Below are 20,821 nucleotides of genomic sequence, written 5' to 3' on the forward strand. Positions count from 1 at the left end.
GATTCATGCAATAAAAATAACAAAGAAATAAGTAGAGAGAAAGATAAAAAGTGACCGATGACTCATTTGGGAAAATGAGGTAGAGGAAAATGAACAATGATGTTCGATCAGTTACAACTTCAACAAAATTATCCATGCCATCCAATATTGGAAATTTTGAAAAAATAGGCCCAAATACTTGGAAATGGGCACTTTTATTCGCTTATTTCGCTATGGTCGTCGATGGCGTAGATATCATGTTGTTATCCTATAGCTTAACCAGTTTAAAAGGTGAGTTTGCATTATCTACTTTTCAGGCAGGGGCTTTAGGCAGTGCATCTCTAGCAGGCATGGGGATTGGTGGGATTTTAGGTGGATGGGCATGTGATAAGTTTGGCCGAGTACGTACCATTGCCAATTCTGTATCGTTTTTTTCAGTTGCAACATGTTTGTTAGGCTTTACCCAAAGTTTTGAACAATTTATGGCATTACGATTTATTGGCGCATTAGGGATTGGGGCCCTTTATATGGCATGCAATACCCTTATGGCTGAATACGTTCCTACAACGTATCGAACTACGGTATTGGGTACATTACAAACAGGGCAAACCGTTGGATATATTGTTGCCACATTATTAGCTGGTGCAATTATTCCTGAGCATGGTTGGCGAGTCTTGTTTTTTATCACGGTTATTCCAGCTTTTATCAATATTTTCTTGCAACGCTTTGTACCTGAACCAAAGTCTTGGCAGCTCAACAAAATCAATCAGCTTCAAGGCAAAAAACCAGTTGAAGCCTCAGTACCAGAGAAACCGAAAAGTGGCGGTATTTATAAACAAATTTTTGCCAACTTTAAGCATCGTAAAATGTTTTTATTGTGGATGACTACGGCATTCTTCTTACAATTTGGTTACTACGGAATCAACAATTGGATGCCAAGTTATCTAGAAACAGAAGTGCATATGAACTTTAAGAATATGACCAGTTATATGGTGGGTTCATACACAGCAATGATTTTAGGTAAGATCTTAGCGGGATATCTGGCTGATAAATTTAATCGTCGTGCAGTATTTGTGTTCGGTACTATAGCCAGCGCTGTCTTCTTACCTGTGATTATTATCTTTAATACACCAGACAATATTTTGTACTTATTGATCACTTTTGGTTTCTTATATGGCATTCCTTATGGCGTAAATGCGACCTATATGGCGGAATCATTTTCTACTGATGTGCGAGGTACAGCAATTGGTGGTGCATATAACATTGGGCGAGTGGGTGCAGCTATTGCCCCAGCAACCATTGGTTTCCTTGCTTCGGGCGGAACATTTATGACGGCATTTATCGTGATGGGCGCAGCTTACTTTGTTGCAGGGGTACTGCCTGGCTTATTTATCAAAGATCGTCAATATGACCCACAACAACATTAGTCAACGCTTGTTTAAACAGATTTAATAAATCGCAAAATTGAGGAGTATTCACTTACTCCTTACATAGAGGTAGAACATATGGGTGCATTACAAGGAGTTCGAGTTTTAGATTTGAGTCGAGTACTGGCAGGTCCGTGGTGTGGACAAGTTCTTGCAGATCTAGGCGCCGAAGTGATTAAGATTGAACGCCCTAAAGTGGGTGATGATACCCGTATGTGGGGTCCGCCTTGGATGCGTGATCAACAGGGTAAAGCGACACGAGAATCTGGGTATTACCAATCTGCGAATCGCAATAAATCCTCAGTGGCAATTGATATGGCAACGCAAGATGGACAGCGATTATTACAACAAATGGTGAAAACCGCAGATATTTTGATTGAAAACTTTAAAGCAGGATCCTTGAAAAAATATGGATTGGATTATGAAACCCTCAAGCACATTAATCCAAAATTGATCTATTGCTCTATCACTGGTTTTGGTCAAGATGGACCGCGTGCAGAAGAACCGGGTTATGACTTTATCATTCAAGGTATGTCTGGCTTGATGAGTATTACTGGCGAAAAAGAAGGTGAGGTTGGGGCAAGCGCACAAAAAGTTGGTGTAGCAGTGGTCGATATCCAAACAGGGCTATATGCAACAATTGCGATTCAGGCAGCACTGATTTCTCGTCAGCAAACTGGTGTGGGGCAATACATTGATATGTCTTTGCTGGATGTACAGGTTGCTGGACTCGCCAACCAAGGTATGAACTATTTAAGTTCAGGTGTCGCTCCCCAAAGAATGGGCAATCATCATCCCAATATTGTGCCTTATCAGACTTTTAAAGCGCAAGATAAGGAATTTATTCTAGCTTGTGGTAATGATAAACAATTTAAAGACTTATGTATTGCTATTGGAAAACCTGAATTGTTAGATCAACCCAATTATCTCCGTAATCAAGATCGAGTGAAGTATCGTCAAGAATTGGTCGGTTTGTTGTCCGAATATTTTTTATCAAATACCGCAAAGCATTGGGTCGATGTAATTCATGCGGTAAAAGTACCTGTTGGCGTGATTAATTCAGTTGCTGATGCTTTAGATGAACCTCAAATTCAATATCGTAAAATGGTGGTCAATATTCCACATTCAGATAATCCTAATTTTAATGTGATTGGTTCACCGATTAAAATGACAGGAACACCTGTTGAATATCGCAATGCGCCACCACGCTTAGGAGAACATACCAAAGTGATTTTAGAGGAATTTTGTTCAGATGATGAATTATTACAATTAAAGCAACAAGGGGTTATTGAGGGTATTGGCTTATAATCGGCTGATTTTAAGAAATATTGAAATCAAGGCATATGATCAATCAAAGTTATGTCTTAATTGGAGTTCTTCAATGCCGCATTAATCATTCAAACCCTCCTTTTTTAAGGAGGGTTATCCTGAATCATTTAAAATAACAATATGAAAGAATTACGCTGTAGTGGGAATAATCCGTTGTTGCATCAGCACCTGTTGTGCAATATAAGGTTTTTCGTTATCTTTGGGTTGAATTGCATGCCATTGATCATTGGCATTGAGTTCCCAAGCACGAATGTTGTCCTTTAAATAACTGAGTAGCCCATATTCAATAATCTGTTTTTTAAGCTTTTTATCTTCAATCGGGAAGCAAGTTTCGACCCGAGAAAATAAGTTGCGACCCATCCAGTCAGCACTTGCGCAGTATAAGTCCTCATTCGCATCATTATAAAAATAATAAACACGAGTATGTTCTAGGAAGCGCCCAACAATCGAACGAACTTTAATATTTTCAGAAAGCCCTTCAATTTGTGGTCTTAAACAACAGATTGAACGGATAATCAGCTCTATTTTAACCCCAGCTTGAGATGCTTTATACAAAGCTGTAATGAGTTTAGGTTCAGTCAATGCATTGACTTTAATGATGATACGGGCTTTTTTACCTGCTTTTGCATGTGCCGTTTCTTGCTCAATCAAATGTAACAGCTGAGAGTGTAAGGTGAAGGGAGCATGAAAGAGTTTTTTTAACTTTAACAATTTACCCATACCAGTCAGCTCTTGGAAGATCTTATGTACATCTTCACAAATTTCATCATTTGTGGTGAGTAAACCATAGTCGGTATACATTCGTGCATTTCCCGCATGATAGTTGCCTGTACCAAGATGTACATAACGTTTAAGTTTATCGATTTCTCGTCGCACAATTAAAATCATTTTGGCATGGGTTTTATAACCGACAATACCATACACCACAACTGCGCCAGCTTCTTGCAGAAGATTTGCGACGATAATATTGGATTCTTCATCAAAACGCGCACGTAACTCGATAATCGCTGTAACTTCTTTCCCATTGCGAGCAGCTTCTGCCAGCACTTGTACAATTTCCGAGTCTGGGCCACTACGATATAAGGTTTGTTTAATTGCTAAAACATTGGGGTCTTTTGCCGCTTCTTTGAGTAGATTGATAACGGGCTGGAAAGAATCAAATGGATGGTGTAAGAGTAAATCTTGCTTGCTTAATATTTCAAATATTTTATTTGAATTTCTTAGGGCTTTTGGAATAACAGCTTGATAAGGCTTAAATCTTAATTCTGGAATATCAAAATCGGTAATCAGTCGCGTTAAATTGACAGGACCATTTACTTGATAAAGATGTTGTGGATCTAAATCAAATTGTTCTAATAAATAATCATTAATTGAGTTTGGGCAATTATCTGCGATTTCTAAACGAACTGCGCGACCAAAACGACGTGAAGATAATTCATCTTTCAATGCCACTGCCAAATCATCGACATCTTCTGCTAAGGTTAAATCAGCATTACGGGTGACACGGAATTGGTAGCATCCTGTTGCTGTCATACCGGGAAATAAATCACTGATATGTTGTTGGATAATGGCTGACAATAAAATGTAATGTTCTGCACCGTCTGTGAGCTCGTTCGGTAAGCGCACTACACGCGGTAAAGAACGCGGAGCGGGTACAATGGCCAATTCTATTTGACGACCAAAAGCATCTTTTCCTTCTAAGGTGACAATAAAGTTTAAACTTTTATTGACTAAACGCGGGAAAGGGTGAGCAGGATCTAAGCTAATTGGTGTTACAACAGGTTGTACTTGCTTAAAAAAGTAATTTTTAATCCATTCCGCATGTTTTTCTAAAATGTCATTATATTGGATGAATTTGACGCCATAGTTTTCTAATGCAGGCAATAACACATGATTTAAAGTGTCGTATTGTTCTTGAATCGCAAGATGTGCGTTATGCGAAATTTGCTCAAGTATCACTTCATTTGGAATACCATCCGGTGCCGTGGTAAGGGTTTTGAAATCCAGTTGTTTCATTAATCCAGCGACACGAATTTCAAAAAACTCATCTAAATTACGTGAAAAAATAATGAGAAAATTCAACCGTTCAAGCAAAGGATGAGCTTCATCTTTTGCTTGGGCTAACACACGTTTATGAAATTCTAGTAAGGAAATTTCACGATTAATATAGCTGCTTGAGCTATGTTGAAATTCAGGCGTGGTTAAACTTTTTGAAGCGGGCATGATCTGCGTCATTTGAAACTGTCTTAACGACCTTGAAGGGCATAGTAAGTATTCTACATGACAAATTTGTTACAGATAGCTAAAATGTTGAAAATTGTCTTAAACTTAAACGATTAAAAAATATTAATTTTTTAATCGTTTAATCATGTAGAAAAAAATAAAATCTGTTTAGACAAAATGCCAATTGATACGATGTACCAAGACAATATTATTACAAATTAAAATTTGCATTGCTCATTTTTGAGTTTGAGCTCATATGTTTTCTGTTCAGACATCAGTTTTATTTTTACATAATAGGGATTTTGGCGTTGGAACTCATTTTCAAAAAGTAAATGACAATTTTCAAGCATACCTTCCATTAAAAGTTGCAGGGTCTTTTCTTTACCCACGCTGTTTGAAAATTGGTTAAAATCTGCTGATGTAATTAAGCCTTGCAAATCAACATGATCATGATACATATGAATTTTCTCAATCACCGTGTTTTGATCAATTTGTACAGGAAGTACGCGAGAGTCTTCTTCACTTAACGCAGTTAAAACATCATCTAAATTTTGTTGATCTATAATTTTATAATGCTGCCCAATCAACTTCTTTTGAATCAAATAATCATCTAATTCAGTTGCATAACTATTCTGAGAAATGAGTAAGTATACTGACATTGCGAATAAAGGAATTATTTTAAATTTCATTTGAATTATACACATATTAAAAGTATGGATTTTATTATACTGAAACAAAAAATAAGCACCATAGTCGGTGCTTATTTTTATTGAAAGAATATAGTTTAGTCTTTGTTTAAATTTTCATTGATTAAAAATTCAACCAAGGCTTTTTGTGCATGTAAGCGGTTTTCTGCTTCATCCCAAACCACCGCATTTTTGTGATCCAGCATATTTTCTGAAACTTCTTCACCACGATGGGCAGGTAGACAATGCATAAATAGACAATCTGGATGTGCTAAATCCATTAGTTTTTCATTGACTTGGTAAGCGGAAAAGGCTTTTTCACGAATTTTTTGTTCTTCTTCTTGGCCCATACTTGCCCAAACATCAGTCACGATCAAATCTGCATTCACTGCTGCGTCTTCTGCCGATTCAAAAAGTTCAACGCAATGTGCAAATTCAGAAAGAAATTCAGGTTTTGGTTCATAGCCTTTCGGTGAAGCAATTTTTAACTTGAAGCCCCACATGTGCGCAGCTTCAATATATGAATTACACATGTTATTGCCATCACCAATCCATGCTACCGTTTTGCCATTGATCGAACCACGATGCTCAACAAATGTTTGTACATCTGCAAGTAGCTGGCAAGGGTGGTGGTCATCAGTTAACGCATTGATAACAGGGACTGTTGAGTATTCAGCAAAACGTTCAACAATATCATGACCAAATGTACGAATCATCACGATATCAAGCATGCTGGATATTACTCGTGCAGAATCTTCAATTGGCTCACCACGACCCAATTGAGTGTCGCGTGATGAAAGGAATATTGCACTGCCTCCAAATTGGCTCATACCAGCTTCGAAAGATACACGAGTACGGGTACTCGACTTTTCAAAAATCATCCCCATGACTTTTCCAACAAAGGGTTGAAATACTTCGTTGTTGTGTTGTTTTCGCTTTAACTCTTGAGCACGTTCAATGATACGGTTAAGTTCAGCAGTGGATAAATCACGTAAAGTAAGAAAATGTCGTAGAGCCATGGTTACTCCACAATAATTGTTTAGTCAAAACCAATAGGGAAATTGACCAACAATTCATTGTTGGTGGTTGATGAAAATAAAAAGGAGAATCAGCTAATATACTATATGAATATGAAAACGCAAAAAAATTAGACCTTTTGATGTTCCTCTAAGAAGCGATCTACACAATAACTTACGCAGTTGAGTATTTCTTGATCAGAATCTTTGATTTCAATCCCCATTAAAATCCGCCATTCTAAATTTCTGAGTATTCCAAAATAAAATTGTGCTGAAAATAAGGGGTTTGGGCAAGTGAGTATTTGATTTTCTACACAACGCTCTAAGGCGCATGCAATAGAAAGTTGTACTTGCTTTGGTCCCTTCTCATGAATATAGACAGCTAATTGTGGATCCTTTTGGGAGCGCTCTAAAACCAAGCGTATGAAAGCAATATTTTCAGGAATGATCATATGCTTATAAAAGTTAATTAAGGTATTGATCAAATATGCTCTGAGCTCATTCAACGCGGGGTTAAATGGAATACAGATATCCTTAAAAAATAAATCACGACGATAGTCACAGATCGCTGTAAATAGACCTTCTTTACTGCCAAAATATTTGTAAATCGAGGCTTTTGATCCGCCTGCATGATTCACGATGTCATCTAAAGATACTGCATCATAACCGTTCTCTAAAAAAAGATCGTTTGCACTAATCAGTAATGCCAAGCGACGTTCATGCCCACGTTTAGTTTGTGGAAAATCACATCCTGTAGCTTCAACTTGTGCTAAATCTTCGTTCATAAATTACTGATGAAAAATGGGTTGTAACTATTATATCAAAGATGTCAATAAATTTCTTAGCAAACATGCTATTGGAAAAAATGATTAAAAAAAGTGTATAAAAATGAAAAAATGAATCAAAATTCATTTTTCTTTGACTAAAGTTTTAGAGTAATATACCTAAATGGTCATATGCGAAATATAAATTATGACTATACTCAAAACTCAATAAACAAGTGACCACTGTGGAAGGGAATATGACACAACAGACGTCTGCAGGCTTAAGATTTAGACAAGCTCTAGAAGTGGAAAAACCATTACAAATTATTGGTACAGTCAACGCTTATGCAGCGATGATGGCGAAACAGGTGGGTTATAAAGCCATCTATCTTTCTGGTGCTGGTGTGGCAAACTATTCTTATGGTTTACCTGATTTAGGTATGACCAGCTTAGACAACGTATTGGAAGATGTTCGTCGTATTACAGAACGTGTAGATACACCCTTACTTGTTGATATTGATACAGGTTGGGGTGGTGCATTTAATATTGCACGTACAATTAAACAAATGATTAGTGCTGGTGCGGCAGCTGTCCATATTGAGGACCAAGTTGCACAAAAGCGTTGTGGTCATCGTCCAAATAAAGAAATTGTTTCTCAACAAGAAATGGTTGACCGCATTAAAGCAGCAGTTGATGCAAAAACAGATTCCAACTTTGTCGTGATGGCACGTACAGATGCATTGCAAAAAGAAGGGTTGCAAGCCGTGATTGATCGTGCTTGTGCATGTGTCGAGGCTGGCGCAGATGCGATCTTTGCTGAAGCAATGACGGACATTACCATGTATAAAACAGTCTGTGATGCAGTAGGTGTTCCTGTTCTTGCAAATATTACAGAGTTTGGTGATACACCTTATTACACCACTCAAGAGTTAGCTGAACAGGGCATTAGCATGGTGTTGTATCCACTGTCTGCAACACGTGCAATGCAAAAGGCTGCCCTAGAAGTCTTCCGTTCAATTCGTGAAAATGGTACACAAGTCAATGTACTGGATAGCATGCAACAACGAAAAGAACTTTACGAATTCCTTGATTATCACACTTTCGAAAACACTCTAGATAAACTGTTCACCCAGGAGAAATAATAAAATGGCTGAAGGAAAAGTACTTACAGGCGCAGGATTGCGCGGTCAAGTTGCAGGTAAAACAGCACTTTCTACAGTAGGTAAGAGTGGCGCAGGCTTAACTTACCGTGGTTATGATGTGCAAGACCTTGCGGAAAATTGCCAATTTGAAGAAGTTGCATATCTTATTTTCTTTGGTGAATTGCCTACAGCAGAACAGTTGGCGACATATAAAGCCAAATTAAAATCACTTCGCCAGTTACCACTAGCTTTAAAAGAAGTGTTGGAGCGTATACCTGCTGATTCACACCCAATGGATGTGATGCGTACAGGTGTTTCAATGTTAGGTAATCTGGAAACTGAAAAATCATTTGATCAACAGCAAGATGTGGCAGATCGTATTCTTGCAACTTTGCCAGCGATCATTTGTTATTGGTACCGTTTTAGTCATGATGGTGTACGTATTGAAGAAAATACTGATGACGATTCAATCGGTGCACAATTCTTGCATTTACTGCGTGGTGAAAAGCCAAATGAATTACATGAACAAGTGATGAATGTTTCGTTAATTCTTTATGCTGAGCATGAGTTTAACGCTTCAACATTTACTGCGCGTGTTTGTGCTTCAACATTGTCTGATATGCATTCGTGTATTACTGGCGCAATTGGTTCATTGCGTGGACCATTGCATGGTGGTGCAAATGAAGCTGCGATGGAAATGATTGAAAACTGGACATCTCCAGAACAAGCTGAACGTGAAATGTTGGGTAAACTTGAGCGTAAAGAAAAGATCATGGGCTTTGGTCATGCGATTTATAAAGACAATGACCCGCGTAATGGCATTATTAAAATTTGGGCTGAGCGTTTAGCAAATGATGTTGGTGATACAGTGCTTTACCCAGTTTCAGTACGCTGTGAAGAAGTGATGTGGCGTGAGAAGAAGTTGTTCTGTAATGCGGATTTCTTCCACGCATCTGCATATCATTTCATGGATATTGCAACTAAACTATTCACACCCATTTTTGTGATGTCTCGTGTTACAGGATGGGCTGCGCATGTAATGGAACAACGTGCTGACAATCGTATTATTCGTCCAAGCGCGGATTATACTGGTCCTGAACTCCGCAAAGTTGTACCGATCACTGAGCGTTCTGCGGCGTAATAAGTTGATCAAGATTGATAAAAGCAGTAAAAAAAGCCTCCTAAGAGGCTTTTTTTATTTGGGAGGCTGACCCGCAGGAAATAAAACCACAGCTTCTTCACGGCTATATCCTTCATCAAAAGGTAAGCTGAGTGATTCAAAGGTAATCAGAACCCCTTTGTTTTTTGGCAGTTCAAAAGCCTGTTTAAGTTTAATCTCTGGACTGTAACTGGTTAAATTCTGTTGAAGACTTTGATATTGCGGAGTGGATATTGTAAATATCGAGCCATAAATTGTTTTAAATGGGGCAGAGCTTTGAGTATCAGAAGATCTTTGTTCGAGTAGATTAACATTAACGTCTTGAAGCACGATATTTTTAAGTGGTTTAAGCTGAGTCTTTATGTTTAAAAGTTTTTGCTGGAAGGCTTGTTGATCTGTAATACCTGTAAAATTTTCATCGTATTTGAGAAGATCATAGCGTTTTTCACTCAGTGAATAGCGATAAACTCTTGGAATCTCATAGCTTGCTGAATTTTCAAGAATTAAAACCGCTTTTTTATTTGAATCATAGCCGAGGACTTCAAGTGAAATATTGCTATAACTTTTTGCAAAAGCGAGAGAGCTAAAACTGAATAAGAGCGTCGATGTGATTATTTTTAACACGATTTATCCTCATTATTTTATTGGTAAGAGCAAAACAGCATCTTCAATATCATAACCCGTTTCCTCAGGGATTCCGAAGTATTTGACAATAACTAACATCTTATTCTGATGTGGCACGACGTAATTCTGAGTGATTTTTATTGTTTTAGCATATTGCACAGCTTGTTCATTTTTACTTTTTAAAGAAGCTGTTGTAACTTTATATATGGTTTTATATTGAGGAACCTTTTGGGATGGATCATGCCAAGCAGGAATGTAATGAGTTTGATTTTTCACCATTTGAATTTTTGCTTTATTGGCATTTCCTACGAGTAAAGGTATTAAACGCTTTTTAATTTTGTTTAGATCTTTTTCAAACTGGATACCATCTTGATCATAGTCAATTTTATGTGTTTTGGGATTGATATATAAGGATCGCACTTCGATCAGATGATCTGGTATTTTGCTGTTGAGCTGATAATAATATAACTGCGGCAAGCGTCCACGCCCATCTTCATAATGTCGTAACAGATAAAGTTTTTGTTGTTTTACTTCATAACCTAATACTTCTATTGTTTGTCCACCACCGACAGTTGCATAACAATGTAATGACGTTGTAAGGATAGTGGTGGTGATTATATGTTGTAGAAATTTCATCCGCAAATATTCTTAATATGTTTTAATGTATCTTGCTTAAATATTGTTTAGATTAAAATGGTGTTTGAGTAAAAATAAATGACAATACAAACTTAAATAAAATACTGAAGAATAAAAAAGCACATGATTAGGCTTCTTTTAATTCCATAAATACTAGATATAACAAATGGAGATCGTATTGATCTCCTTAATTAAACTTCGCTTACGAATAATTAAAAATGTTCAGCAGTTGCTAAATTCCACATTCTAAAATAGAAGTTTTCTTCATCTTTATTTTCACAACTGAGCAATTCGCCGTCTTTCATCCAAAAGTGCAATTGAGCATAGTTCTTGATTTCACGGTCATTGACTCGTTGTGCTAAATGATGTGCTTTAATCTCAGCAGGATGTTGTAAACCAGCTGCAGCAATCATTTCCGCGAGCGCTTTTAAGGTATTTTTTTGGAAACTAAACACTCGGTCTGCTTTAGATGGCACATCAAGTGCTTTTTGACGTTCTTTGTTCTGCGTTGCAACGCCAACAGGACATTGGTTGGTATGACAACTTTGTGCTTGGATACAACCCACTGCAAACATAAAGCCACGTGCGGAATTGACCCAGTCGGCACCCATAGCCATAGTACTGGCAATATCAAAGGCACTAATAATCTTACCACTTGCACCAATCTTGATTTGAGAACGTAGACCTGCGCCAATCAAGGTATTGTTTACAAAAAGCAAGCCTTCACGTAAAGGCGTACCCATATGATCTATCAGTTCAATAGGGGCAGCACCTGTACCGCCTTCGGAACCATCAACCACGATAAAATCTGGAATGATTTTAGTCAGTAGCATAGCTTTTACAATACTCATAAATTGCCAAGGCTGCCCAATACACAATTTAAAACCAACTGGTTTGCCGTTGGATAGCTCACGTAATTGCTGAATAAAGTGCATCATTTCAATAGGATTGCTAAAAGCAGAATGTGTCGCTGGAGAAATACAATCCACGTCCATAGAAACACCGCGTATTTCGGCAATTTCTTTGGTGATTTTATCTTTGGGAAGGATACCACCGTGCCCTGGTTTTGCTCCTTGTGACAGTTTGATTTCGATCATTTTGATCTGTGGCAGAGCTGCTTGTTGTTTAAATTTTTCAGGATCAAACTTACCATCTAGAGTACGGCATCCAAAATAGCCACTAGCAATTTCCCAAACAATATCACCACCTGGTTCCAGATGATAAGGGCTTAAGCTCCCTTCACCTGTATCATGATAAAAGTTACCTTTTTTTGCACCAGTATTTAAAGCAAGAATAGCATTTGCACTCAAACTACCAAAACTCATCGCTGAGATATTCATAATCGAAGCACTATAAGGCTGTGAGCATTGATCATTACCAATACTAATTCTAAATGTATTAAAATCAGCAGGTGTTTTGGGTGTCATCGAATGGGTTAAAAAACGATAGTCATCTTGATAGACATCAATAATTGAACCAAAAGGCTTATCTGCATTTTCATTTTTAGCACGTTGGTAAACTAAACTTCTTTGTGCACGTGAAAAAGGTAAGGCATCATCATCAGATTCAATGAAATATTGACGAATTTCAGGACGTATATCTTCAAAGAAAAATCGAAAATGTCCCATTAAAGGGTAATTTCTTAAAATAGAATGTTGTGTTTGGATGATATCGGCAAAGCCAATTGCGGCCAGTATGGATGAAATAATCCAAGCTAAATTCAGTACAGTATCTGAAAAAAAGTAATAAATATAATGACCTTCGTTAAAGAAAATAATCCAAGTCAAATATAAAGATACAAATATACAAAGGAACCAAACAGAATAACGGGAGAAAAAAGTATTGAGAAGTTGATGTCGAATTGCTTGAGCAGGACTTGCCATGAAGTGAATATCTCATTCTTTATATAGCGCTAAATTGCCCAAATTGATGAAAAAGCTCAAGTAATGATTTGTTAGACTTGAGAATGGTTCTAGATTAATAATTGAAATATTTATTTTCTAAACAATATGAGTTAATTTAACTGAAATATTTATTCAATATGCGATGAAAACAAAAAGGAATCGAAAATGTTTGAAGAGTTTCTGACAAAATTGTTAAACCCTAGTATCAGTTTTTTAGCCATTTATGTTTCTGTGATCGTTATCATTGCGTATATCGGGCTGTTCTTCCAGTTTTTTAAAATTAAAAATCTAAAGCAGGAAAATGAGACGCTAAAACATCAGCTAAGTTCTCAAGCTCACTCAAATATCAGCCTGAGCAAGGGTGAAGGAATTATTTCTTAAAATTATGCTGAAAGTAAATTGATACAAATAAAGCCTGAATTTTCAGGCTTTATTGGATAAGTTTTAATTATTTAGCTTTGAAATTTTGACAGTAATTATATGATCAACCTTACTTCTGATGTAGAACAGGAATTATTAACAGCAATGGACAACTATAAAGCCATTGCTGAAGTGCTTATTGATAAATTAATTACAGAAACAGACCAACCTGAAAAAGTAAAAATTAACGCGGGACACTATTACGAAATACAAGATGCTGATTTTTTAAATGGACAAAAAACGCTATCGGGAGATTGGTCTTTTTTTGTGCATGGAGAGCATTGTATGTTTGAGAATTTAATAACAGGGCAAATTCTTGAAGTTTCGCTTGGAAACAAAGAAAGTATTGGTAATCTTGATCCATATTTTTTTTATAATTTTCTTAAGACAACAGTTGAATTCAATCACTTAACAAAATACTTCGTTAATCCCTTTAGTAGTACTTTAGACTTTTTTGAAAAACTTGAACGACAAAAAATATTGATAATAGATTTCGGAGTTTATCGAAAACTATGAGTATAAAACAGTCTGATAAAAGGACAATAAAGTCACAGCAAAGTCTTCATCTCTAGTGGGATGAAGTGTTTACTTTTCTAATGCCTATGAAAATTTATACTTTAGCAGAACTGAAGTGACTTAAACTCAATACTTCGGTTAAGTCCTCAAGCTCATTCAAATATCAGCTTGAGCAAGGATGAATGAATTATTTCTTAAAATTATGCTGAAAATAAATTGATAGAAATAAAGCCTGAATTTTCAGGCTTTATTTGAGTGTTATTCTGTTAGATTGCGAATTTTATTCGTCAGTGGGAACAAGCATCAAGATAGATTCATTCAACAATCCAGCAATGTCTTCTAATATTTCATCATCAGACAATTCATGATTGAGTTTGACACTTTGTCCATCTGCAATCTGCTTTAAATGTAGTGCAAATTGTTCAGAAATACAGATCGATTCACCATTTGCCCAGAATAATAATTCACGATCCTGTTCAAGATAAATTAAGCGAGAGGCTGGCTCAATTTGTAGTAAATAGCCTTGTTCAAGAACTTCTGCTATATCGCCAGTGCCAATCGCTTCAGCATCTGGAATATTTTCAGGGTACTTTGCTTCAGCCATTAAACTCATAATGGCATCTTCTAACACTTTAGAATTATTTAATTTCGCCAACAATTCAGCTTTTAAATAATCGAGTTCAGCTTGTGTTACTTGCCCAATCGGGGTTTGTTTATTTCGCAATATGTCGAGAAGCGGATTGCGTAGTTGTTGATCTTCGATAAATTTATCGCTGACACGATCCATCATGTCGGCAATATTTGGCATACGGAAACCAAAAGAGTAGGTTAGGCAATCGTCTTCTGCTACTCCGTAATGCGACAATCCTGGTGGAACATAAAGTAAATCGCCTGGCGCTAAAACTTCATCAAAATGGATCTCCATTTCTGGAAGTAGCTTTAACGGCTGTCCTTCGACAAGCTCAGATTCAGCATCACACATTTGTCCAAGTTGCCAACGACGATGTCCATATCCTTGTACAAGAAATACATCATAAAAGTCAAAATGCTGACCTACAGAGCCACCTTTAGCAGCATAAGAGACCATAATGTCATCACGACGCCACTGTGGAATAAAAGGAAATTTCTTCCAAAGTTCAGCTAAATCAAATGAATAATGATCTACAGCTTGAATCAATAAAGTCCAAAGCTTTGGCATTTTCTGAAAATCACCTTTGATGAGTGGTGATGATTTTACTGACCATTGATTTGGATCTTTGTCTTTTTGCTTAATTAGGCGTGCTGTGATGTTTTCATCCAGAGCAAGCTCCATGACATCGTCTGGAACAAGGATATTGGCAATTTCAGGTAAAGCGTTACGAACCAATAATGGTTTTTTTTGCCAGTATTCTGAGAGGAATTGTTCAGCAGTAATTCCGCCAAGAACATCTAAAGGTAGGGACATGAAAATAGCCTAAGCAAATTTGAATCTATAATACGGCTATTGTCTTATGAGATGACAGGTGGTGCAAGTATTTGTAAATTTATTCAAAATATATTTATATAAAAACAGCCCTGCTTTTTGAAAAATTAAAGGAGTTGTAAATTCATGATTTTATAAAATATCTCATAATATATCCGAGATTTGCCTAATTTAAAAGAAAGCATTTTCAATTGGGTTGAGGAATATAGATTTTTTCCTATTTCGTATTATTCTGATCCAAAAAAAGAAATTGCAGACAAAACACTTTTAGTATTGCGTTCGTATCGATAATTGATTATCTAGGGCAAAAATATTTCTATTCCAACTTGGGTGGTGAATGAAGCGCAAGTGAATGATTTTAGTGAGGCGCAATTAAATCAAATTGGGTTAGAGTATTTAAACAAGATGATTCTTGCTTTTGAGTTGGTCTTGATTGGGGACTGCTAAACAGAATCTAAGGCTAAGATTAAAGAAGGGTTGATGTTATTTGCAACGCATTATCAGGATTTATGGGATTAACTCAAAAAGTCTTTATCCTTTTTAATGCATGAGCAAATAACACAAATCCCATGTAATTATGGAAATTTATAATAAGATCGAGCTTATTATACAGTGTGGAAATTAAGGTAGCGGGATTCCCAACTTCCTTAAAATTCCACATAACTGAATCATTGGCATACCCATCAAAGTGGTTTGGTCTTGCCCAATCATTTGCTCAAATAAACCAATACCAAGACTTTCACACTTAAAGCTACCCGCACAATGCAGAGGTTGATCAATTTCGATATAACGCTCAATTTCAGCCAAAGTTAAGTCACGAAATTTAACATGATAATGCTCGACCAAGGTTTGTTCAAAACCAGAAGCTAAATGTTGCACACTTAAGGCAGTACTAAAAAAGACATTTTTTCCTGAATTGGCTTGTAGCTGTTGAATGGCTTTTTCTACAGATAAAGGTTTACCAATAAAATCTTGTGGTGCATGTTCACGCCAAGCCACCTGATCTGACCCAATCACTATGGCATTTGGATGGTCTTGTACAATGACTTGAGCTTTTTCAAAAGCCAAGCGTTTAGCCAAATCATCGGCATGAGATTCACCCCGTGGTGATTCATCGATTTCAGGTGAAATACAATGATAGTCTAAGCGTAAACGATTCATTAAATCTTTACGGGTTTGGCTCGATGAAGCCAAAATAATTTCATGGTGATTCATCTTTGAATAATTCATGCCTAGTTATACTGCATATTCCATCAAGAGATCTAAGGGAACATACGCCAAAACTGCTTGATGACAGGCTTGTAGTTTTACACGAGGTGCCATGTCATTTTGATAGGCCTCAACCCAACGCGTCACACATAAACACCAAAAATCACCAGGTTGTAGTCCCGGAAAGCCGTGTTCTGGCAGTGGTGTAATTAAGTCATTTCCTACTTTTTGTGAAAAATTTAAAAATTCTGAAGTCATTTCAGCGCATACAGTGTGCTGACCAAGGTCGGTTGTTGCTGTATGACAGAAACCGTTACGAAAATAACCTGTGATTGGAGAAAAACAACAACTTGCTAAAGGTTCACCTAAGACATTTAAACCATTGATTTTAGGATCGGGATGAAAAGACATAAGCGTATAGAATTTAAAAGTTCGCCCTATAATAATCAAATCTCAACTTTTCTACAGCTTTTCTACAAAAGTATCTAACCTTTTTTTGTGTAATCATTTAGAATCTACGCGATTTTTAATATCTATAAGAGAGCTATACATGAATTTTCAGCGTATGACTGACCTCGATTTAGCAGGCAAGCGTGTACTTATTCGTGAAGACTTAAACGTACCTGTTAAAAATGGTGTGATTACAAGTGATGCACGATTACGTGCTGCATTACCGACAATTAAATTGGCACTTGAGAAGGGTGCTGCGGTCATGGTGTATTCTCATCTTGGTCGTCCCGTTGAAGGTGAACCAAAAGCGGAACAATCATTAGCTCCTGTTGCTGCTTATTTAACTGAGGCACTTGGTCAAGACGTTAAATTATTCACAGATTATTTAGATGGGGTTGAAGTTGCAGCAGGCCAAGTTGTATTACTTGAAAACTGTCGTTTCAATGTGGGTGAAAAGAAAAATAATGCTGAACTTTCAGCAAAATATGCAGCACTTTGTGATGTTTTTGTGATGGATGCATTTGGTACAGCGCATCGTGCAGAAGCATCAACTGAAGGCGTAGCACGTTTAGCAAAAGTCGCAGCAGCGGGCCCTTTGCTTGCAGCTGAATTAGATGCTTTAGGTCGTGCGCTGCAAACACCAGAAAAACCAATGGTCGCAATTGTTGCTGGTTCTAAAGTTTCTACTAAGCTTGATGTTTTAACTTCACTTTCTGATATTTGTGATCAATTGATCGTTGGTGGTGGTATCGCCAATACATTCTTAGCCGCAGCTGGTTTCAATGTCGGTAAATCCTTGTGTGAAAATGATTTGATTGATACAGCTAAAGCGATTGCAGCAAAAGTATCTGTTCCACTTCCAACAGATGTTGTTGTAGCAGATGCTTCTGCAATCGATTTTGCAGATTTCTTAGGTTCATTGGCAAATGCTAAAGCAACAGTAAAAAAAGTTGAAGATGTTGCAGACAATGACATGATTTTGGATGTCGGTCCTGAAACGGCGAAAGCTTTTGCTGAAATCTTAAAAACGTCTAAAACGATCCTTTGGAATGGTCCAGTTGGTGTGTTTGAAGTGGATCAATTTGGCGAAGGTACAAAAACACTTTCTTTAGCGATTGCTGAATCTGAAGGATTCTCTATTGCTGGTGGTGGTGATACTTTGGCTGCAATTGATAAATACCATGTTGCAGACAAAATTGGTTATATTTCAACTGGTGGTGGTGCATTCCTTGAATTTGTTGAAGGCAAGACACTTCCAGCTGTAGCGGTATTGCTTGAACGTGCTTAATTGAAAAATTATTTTAATTATGACGTTTATATGAAAGGCTGACCTCGTGTCAGCCTTTTTTATCTGAGAGATTCATTTTAAAGTAATAAAAATGAAATATAACTGCAATAAACTAGATCAAATCCAATCACCAACACTGGGAAATGTGATGAAATTTAAATTTACACTTGCAGCACTTCTTATTGCTCCTTTGGCATTTACTGCATGTTCTAAACAAGAAAAAGCACCAGCCTCAGAACAAACATCTTCTTCTGAAGCTGCTTCAGCAGAATCAGCAAATACATCTGCAGAACAACAAGCTGTGATTGATGCGCTTGATCAGCCTGTTTTGGATGAAAAAAATACAGATGTAGCTGCTGAAAAAGCAAATGCTCCAGCAGATGCGGCTACGCCAGCGACTGAAGAAGAAGCACCTAAAGCTCAATAATCTTTCTAAATGTTGTTATTTGTTAAAAGTCCCCGCAAACGCGGGGATTTTTTATGAAATAGTCAATATTGTTGCTGAATTGAAATAAAGCAACATGTAGAATATGGGGCATTACTTGGGAGGATATTATGGCTCTTATCTCATTGCGCCAACTCTTGGATCATGCCGGTGAACATAGTTACGGCGTTCCAGCGTTTAATGTGAACAACTTAGAACAAATGCGCGCAATTATGTTAGCCGCTGACGCAACAAATTCACCTGTAATTGTGCAAGCTTCTGCTGGTGCACGAAAATATGCAGGTGCTCCATTTTTACGTCATTTAATTTTAGCTGCAATTGAAGAATGGCCACATATTCCAGTGGTAATGCATCAAGACCACGGTACAAGCCCAGATGTTTGTCAACGTTCGATCCAGCTTGGATTTTCATCTGTAATGATGGATGGTTCTTTAGGTGCAGACGGTAAAACACCAACGTCTTATGAGTATAACGTTGATGTAACACGTCGTACTGTTGAAATGGCACATGCATGTGGTGTTTCTGTAGAAGGCGAAATTGGCTGTTTGGGTAGTCTTGAAACAGGTTTGGCTGGTGAAGAAGATGGTGTTGGTGCAGAAGGTGTACTTGATCATTCTCAACTTCTCACTTCTGTTGAAGAAGCTCGTCAATTCGTTGCAGATACCAATGTAGATGCTTTAGCAATTGCAGTCGGTACTTCTCATGGTGCGTACAAGTTTACTCGTCCACCTACAGGCGATATTTTGGCAATTGACCGTATTAAAGAAATTCATGCGGCGCTTCCAAATACTCACCTTGTTATGCATGGTTCAAGCTCAGTACCACAAGAATGGTTAGCGATCATTAACCAATATGGTGGTGACATCAAAGAGACTTATGGTGTTCCAGTTGAACAGTTGGTTGAAGCAATTAAGCATGGTGTACGTAAAATCAATATTGATACAGATTTACGTTTAGCATCTACAGGTGCAATGCGCCGTATGATGGCTGAAAAACCAAGTGAATTCGACCCACGTAAATTCTTCGGTGAAACGGTTGAAGCAATGAAACAAATCTGTGTAGATCGTTATACAGCATTTGGTACTGCGGGTAATGCAGACAAGATTCGCCCAATTTCTTTAGAAAAAATGGTTGATCGTTATAAATAATCTTTGATGGTTGTTGATCACCTAAAAGCCCACTCATGCTAGTGGGCTTTTTCTTGAATCATAGGAACTCGGTTTCGCATAAATTTTGCAATGATTGGTGAGATAAGAAGTAAATTATGGAACTCATATTTTTAGCAGCACTTTGTAGTGTGCTGGTTTCAATGCTTTTAAAATGGACCAAACAAAAAGGTTTTGATGCATTGCAAATGATTGCTTGGAATTATGCAATCGCCAGTGTATTGAGCTATATTTGGTTTAAGCCTGATTTGGCCCATATTTCAATCTCAAATACACCGTGGTGGTTGATTCTTGGTTTAGGTGTTGTATTACCCAGTATTTTTTTATGCTTAGCAAAATCATTACATAGTGCAGGAATTTTAAAAACTGAAATTGCACAGCGATTATCTGTGGTTTTATCATTATTGGCTGCATATTTTTTATTCCAAGAACAATTTAACCAATTAAAAATGCTTGGTATCGGTTTGGGTATCGTGGCAGTTTTATGTATTGTACTTTCTCAGTCGAGTCCATCAAATTCATTACTCAATCAGAAAGGTATCCTTTCTTTACTCAGTGTTTGGGTGGGTTATGCTTTGGTTGATGTTTTATTAAAATATACAACCAGCCTTGGTTTACAGTTTCCTGTTACATTAACCTTGATGTTTATCTGTTCATTCCTATTATCTGTAGGTTATTTACTGATTCGAAAAACTCAGTGGAAGCTTCAGAACTTTTTTGCTGGTTTGGCGTTGGGGATTTTAAATTTTGCCAATATTGCTTTATATGTCAAAGCGCATATTTTATTAAAAGATTCTCCAGCGATTGTTTTTGCAGGGATGAATATCCTTGTGGTGTTATTTGGAGTAATTGCAGGGCTGTTAATTTTTAAAGAAAAGCTTAAAGTGATTACAGCTCTAGGACTGGTTTTAGGTTTGGCTGGAGTGGTATGTTTAGCCTTGGCAATATAATGATTTAAGAGAATGAAAGATTAAAA

The 20,821-nt window shown here is 37.1% G+C and carries 20 protein-coding genes; 10 read left to right on the top strand and 10 right to left on the bottom strand.

What is annotated here, in order from left to right; genetic code table 11:
- Positions 1-89: 89 nt before the first annotated feature.
- Positions 90-1,406 carry an MFS transporter gene (locus ACG916_RS09910; RefSeq protein ID WP_419330064.1) on the top strand — a complete coding sequence of 439 codons (1,317 nt, stop codon included), beginning with the start codon at positions 90-92 and terminating at the stop codon, positions 1,404-1,406.
- 78 nt (positions 1,407-1,484) lie between these two features.
- Positions 1,485-2,714 carry a CaiB/BaiF CoA transferase family protein gene (locus ACG916_RS09915; protein WP_336951379.1) on the top strand — a complete coding sequence of 410 codons (1,230 nt, stop codon included), beginning with the start codon at positions 1,485-1,487 and terminating at the stop codon, positions 2,712-2,714.
- 150 nt (positions 2,715-2,864) lie between these two features.
- Here the strand turns inward: ACG916_RS09915 and ppk1 are convergent, their stop codons facing one another.
- The 4 genes from ppk1 to ACG916_RS09935 form a co-directional block, all read right to left on the bottom strand.
- Positions 2,865-4,970 carry a polyphosphate kinase 1 gene (ppk1, locus tag ACG916_RS09920; RefSeq protein ID WP_336951378.1) on the bottom strand — a complete coding sequence of 702 codons (2,106 nt, stop codon included), beginning with the start codon at positions 4,968-4,970 and terminating at the stop codon, positions 2,865-2,867.
- Between the two features lie 206 nt (positions 4,971-5,176).
- Positions 5,177-5,647 (bottom strand): hypothetical protein, encoded by a 471-nt coding sequence (locus ACG916_RS09925; RefSeq protein ID WP_336951377.1) that lies wholly within the window; start codon positions 5,645-5,647, stop codon positions 5,177-5,179.
- Positions 5,648-5,742: 95 nt separating this feature from the next.
- Positions 5,743-6,663, bottom strand: coding sequence for an ornithine carbamoyltransferase (gene argF, locus ACG916_RS09930; RefSeq protein ID WP_336951376.1), 921 nt, complete (start codon positions 6,661-6,663; stop codon positions 5,743-5,745).
- 128 nt (positions 6,664-6,791) lie between these two features.
- Positions 6,792-7,445: a TetR/AcrR family transcriptional regulator gene (locus tag ACG916_RS09935; RefSeq protein WP_419330066.1), complete on the bottom strand. Its 654-nt coding sequence runs from the start codon at positions 7,443-7,445 to the stop codon at positions 6,792-6,794.
- 236 nt (positions 7,446-7,681) lie between these two features.
- On the opposite strand from ACG916_RS09935, the gene prpB reads away from it, so the two are divergent.
- On the top strand, positions 7,682-8,566 hold the full coding sequence (gene prpB, locus ACG916_RS09940) for a methylisocitrate lyase (RefSeq protein ID WP_004720700.1): 885 nt from the start codon (positions 7,682-7,684) through the stop codon (positions 8,564-8,566).
- A 4-nt stretch (positions 8,567-8,570) separates the two neighbouring features.
- On the top strand, positions 8,571-9,707 hold the full coding sequence (gene prpC / locus ACG916_RS09945) for a bifunctional 2-methylcitrate synthase/citrate synthase (protein WP_336951373.1): 1,137 nt from the start codon (positions 8,571-8,573) through the stop codon (positions 9,705-9,707).
- A 54-nt stretch (positions 9,708-9,761) separates the two neighbouring features.
- On the opposite strand, the gene ACG916_RS09950 is transcribed toward prpC, so the two are convergent.
- The 3 genes from ACG916_RS09950 to ACG916_RS09960 all read right to left on the bottom strand — a co-directional run bounded on the left by ACG916_RS09950 (position 9,762) and on the right by ACG916_RS09960 (position 12,868).
- Positions 9,762-10,349 (bottom strand): hypothetical protein, encoded by a 588-nt coding sequence (locus ACG916_RS09950; protein ID WP_336951371.1) that lies wholly within the window; start codon positions 10,347-10,349, stop codon positions 9,762-9,764.
- 12 nt (positions 10,350-10,361) lie between these two features.
- Entirely contained in the window at positions 10,362-10,985 is a 624-nt protein-coding gene (locus ACG916_RS09955; protein WP_336951369.1) for a hypothetical protein, read from the bottom strand.
- Positions 10,986-11,197: 212 nt separating this feature from the next.
- Positions 11,198-12,868 carry an FMN-binding glutamate synthase family protein gene (locus ACG916_RS09960; RefSeq protein WP_336951367.1) on the bottom strand — a complete coding sequence of 557 codons (1,671 nt, stop codon included), beginning with the start codon at positions 12,866-12,868 and terminating at the stop codon, positions 11,198-11,200.
- A gap of 186 nt (positions 12,869-13,054) precedes the next feature.
- On the opposite strand from ACG916_RS09960, the gene ACG916_RS09965 reads away from it, so the two are divergent.
- Positions 13,055-13,270: a hypothetical protein gene (locus ACG916_RS09965; RefSeq protein WP_336951366.1), complete on the top strand. Its 216-nt coding sequence runs from the start codon at positions 13,055-13,057 to the stop codon at positions 13,268-13,270.
- 99 nt (positions 13,271-13,369) lie between these two features.
- Complete coding sequence (locus ACG916_RS09970) at positions 13,370-13,825, top strand: DUF6896 domain-containing protein (protein WP_419327488.1); 456 nt, start codon at positions 13,370-13,372, stop codon at positions 13,823-13,825.
- A gap of 280 nt (positions 13,826-14,105) precedes the next feature.
- Here the strand turns inward: ACG916_RS09970 and ACG916_RS09975 are convergent, their stop codons facing one another.
- The 3 genes from ACG916_RS09975 to ACG916_RS09985 all read right to left on the bottom strand — a co-directional run bounded on the left by ACG916_RS09975 (position 14,106) and on the right by ACG916_RS09985 (position 16,907).
- Entirely contained in the window at positions 14,106-15,269 is a 1,164-nt protein-coding gene (locus ACG916_RS09975; protein WP_336951362.1) for a ribosomal protein uL16 3-hydroxylase, read from the bottom strand.
- Positions 15,270-15,908: 639 nt separating this feature from the next.
- Complete coding sequence (locus tag ACG916_RS09980; RefSeq protein WP_419327545.1) at positions 15,909-16,502, bottom strand: Maf family protein; 594 nt, start codon at positions 16,500-16,502, stop codon at positions 15,909-15,911.
- Positions 16,503-16,523: 21 nt separating this feature from the next.
- Entirely contained in the window at positions 16,524-16,907 is a 384-nt protein-coding gene (locus ACG916_RS09985; RefSeq protein ID WP_004720680.1) for a DUF2237 family protein, read from the bottom strand.
- 139 nt (positions 16,908-17,046) lie between these two features.
- Between ACG916_RS09985 and ACG916_RS09990 the strand changes: the two genes are divergently transcribed.
- From ACG916_RS09990 to ACG916_RS10005, 4 genes are all read left to right on the top strand, one after another.
- On the top strand, positions 17,047-18,234 hold the full coding sequence (locus ACG916_RS09990) for a phosphoglycerate kinase (protein WP_336951360.1): 1,188 nt from the start codon (positions 17,047-17,049) through the stop codon (positions 18,232-18,234).
- Between the two features lie 148 nt (positions 18,235-18,382).
- Positions 18,383-18,661: a hypothetical protein gene (locus ACG916_RS09995; RefSeq protein WP_004821354.1), complete on the top strand. Its 279-nt coding sequence runs from the start codon at positions 18,383-18,385 to the stop codon at positions 18,659-18,661.
- Positions 18,662-18,789: 128 nt separating this feature from the next.
- Complete coding sequence (gene fba, locus ACG916_RS10000) at positions 18,790-19,827, top strand: class II fructose-bisphosphate aldolase (protein ID WP_004720677.1); 1,038 nt, start codon at positions 18,790-18,792, stop codon at positions 19,825-19,827.
- Positions 19,828-19,943: 116 nt separating this feature from the next.
- Positions 19,944-20,795 (top strand): EamA family transporter, encoded by an 852-nt coding sequence (locus ACG916_RS10005; RefSeq protein WP_419327490.1) that lies wholly within the window; start codon positions 19,944-19,946, stop codon positions 20,793-20,795.
- Positions 20,796-20,821 lie beyond the last annotated feature (26 nt).

Source organism: Acinetobacter legionensis, assembly GCF_048552295.1.
Taxonomy (GTDB): Bacteria; Pseudomonadota; Gammaproteobacteria; order Pseudomonadales; family Moraxellaceae; genus Acinetobacter.

What these genes read in the sequence shown, in the direction of transcription:
- ACG916_RS09990 (WP_336951360.1), top strand. Translation starts at nt 17,047, where the DNA reads ATGAATTTTCAGCGTATGACTGACCTCGATTTAGCAGGCAAGCGTGTA.
- ACG916_RS09995 (WP_004821354.1), top strand. Translation starts at nt 18,383, where the DNA reads ATGAAATTTAAATTTACACTTGCAGCACTTCTTATTGCTCCTTTGGCA.
- prpC (WP_336951373.1), top strand. Translation starts at nt 8,571, where the DNA reads ATGGCTGAAGGAAAAGTACTTACAGGCGCAGGATTGCGCGGTCAAGTT.
- ppk1 (WP_336951378.1), bottom strand. Translation starts at nt 4,970, where the DNA reads ATGACGCAGATCATGCCCGCTTCAAAAAGTTTAACCACGCCTGAATTT.
- ACG916_RS09935 (WP_419330066.1), bottom strand. Translation starts at nt 7,445, where the DNA reads ATGAACGAAGATTTAGCACAAGTTGAAGCTACAGGATGTGATTTTCCA.
- ACG916_RS09985 (WP_004720680.1), bottom strand. Translation starts at nt 16,907, where the DNA reads ATGTCTTTTCATCCCGATCCTAAAATCAATGGTTTAAATGTCTTAGGT.
- fba (WP_004720677.1), top strand. Translation starts at nt 18,790, where the DNA reads ATGGCTCTTATCTCATTGCGCCAACTCTTGGATCATGCCGGTGAACAT.
- ACG916_RS09960 (WP_336951367.1), bottom strand. Translation starts at nt 12,868, where the DNA reads ATGGCAAGTCCTGCTCAAGCAATTCGACATCAACTTCTCAATACTTTT.
- ACG916_RS09955 (WP_336951369.1), bottom strand. Translation starts at nt 10,985, where the DNA reads ATGAAATTTCTACAACATATAATCACCACCACTATCCTTACAACGTCA.
- ACG916_RS09910 (WP_419330064.1), top strand. Translation starts at nt 90, where the DNA reads ATGAACAATGATGTTCGATCAGTTACAACTTCAACAAAATTATCCATG.
- ACG916_RS10005 (WP_419327490.1), top strand. Translation starts at nt 19,944, where the DNA reads ATGGAACTCATATTTTTAGCAGCACTTTGTAGTGTGCTGGTTTCAATG.
- ACG916_RS09915 (WP_336951379.1), top strand. Translation starts at nt 1,485, where the DNA reads ATGGGTGCATTACAAGGAGTTCGAGTTTTAGATTTGAGTCGAGTACTG.
- argF (WP_336951376.1), bottom strand. Translation starts at nt 6,663, where the DNA reads ATGGCTCTACGACATTTTCTTACTTTACGTGATTTATCCACTGCTGAA.
- prpB (WP_004720700.1), top strand. Translation starts at nt 7,682, where the DNA reads ATGACACAACAGACGTCTGCAGGCTTAAGATTTAGACAAGCTCTAGAA.
- ACG916_RS09980 (WP_419327545.1), bottom strand. Translation starts at nt 16,502, where the DNA reads ATGAATCACCATGAAATTATTTTGGCTTCATCGAGCCAAACCCGTAAA.
- ACG916_RS09975 (WP_336951362.1), bottom strand. Translation starts at nt 15,269, where the DNA reads ATGTCCCTACCTTTAGATGTTCTTGGCGGAATTACTGCTGAACAATTC.
- ACG916_RS09965 (WP_336951366.1), top strand. Translation starts at nt 13,055, where the DNA reads ATGTTTGAAGAGTTTCTGACAAAATTGTTAAACCCTAGTATCAGTTTT.
- ACG916_RS09925 (WP_336951377.1), bottom strand. Translation starts at nt 5,647, where the DNA reads ATGAAATTTAAAATAATTCCTTTATTCGCAATGTCAGTATACTTACTC.
- ACG916_RS09970 (WP_419327488.1), top strand. Translation starts at nt 13,370, where the DNA reads ATGATCAACCTTACTTCTGATGTAGAACAGGAATTATTAACAGCAATG.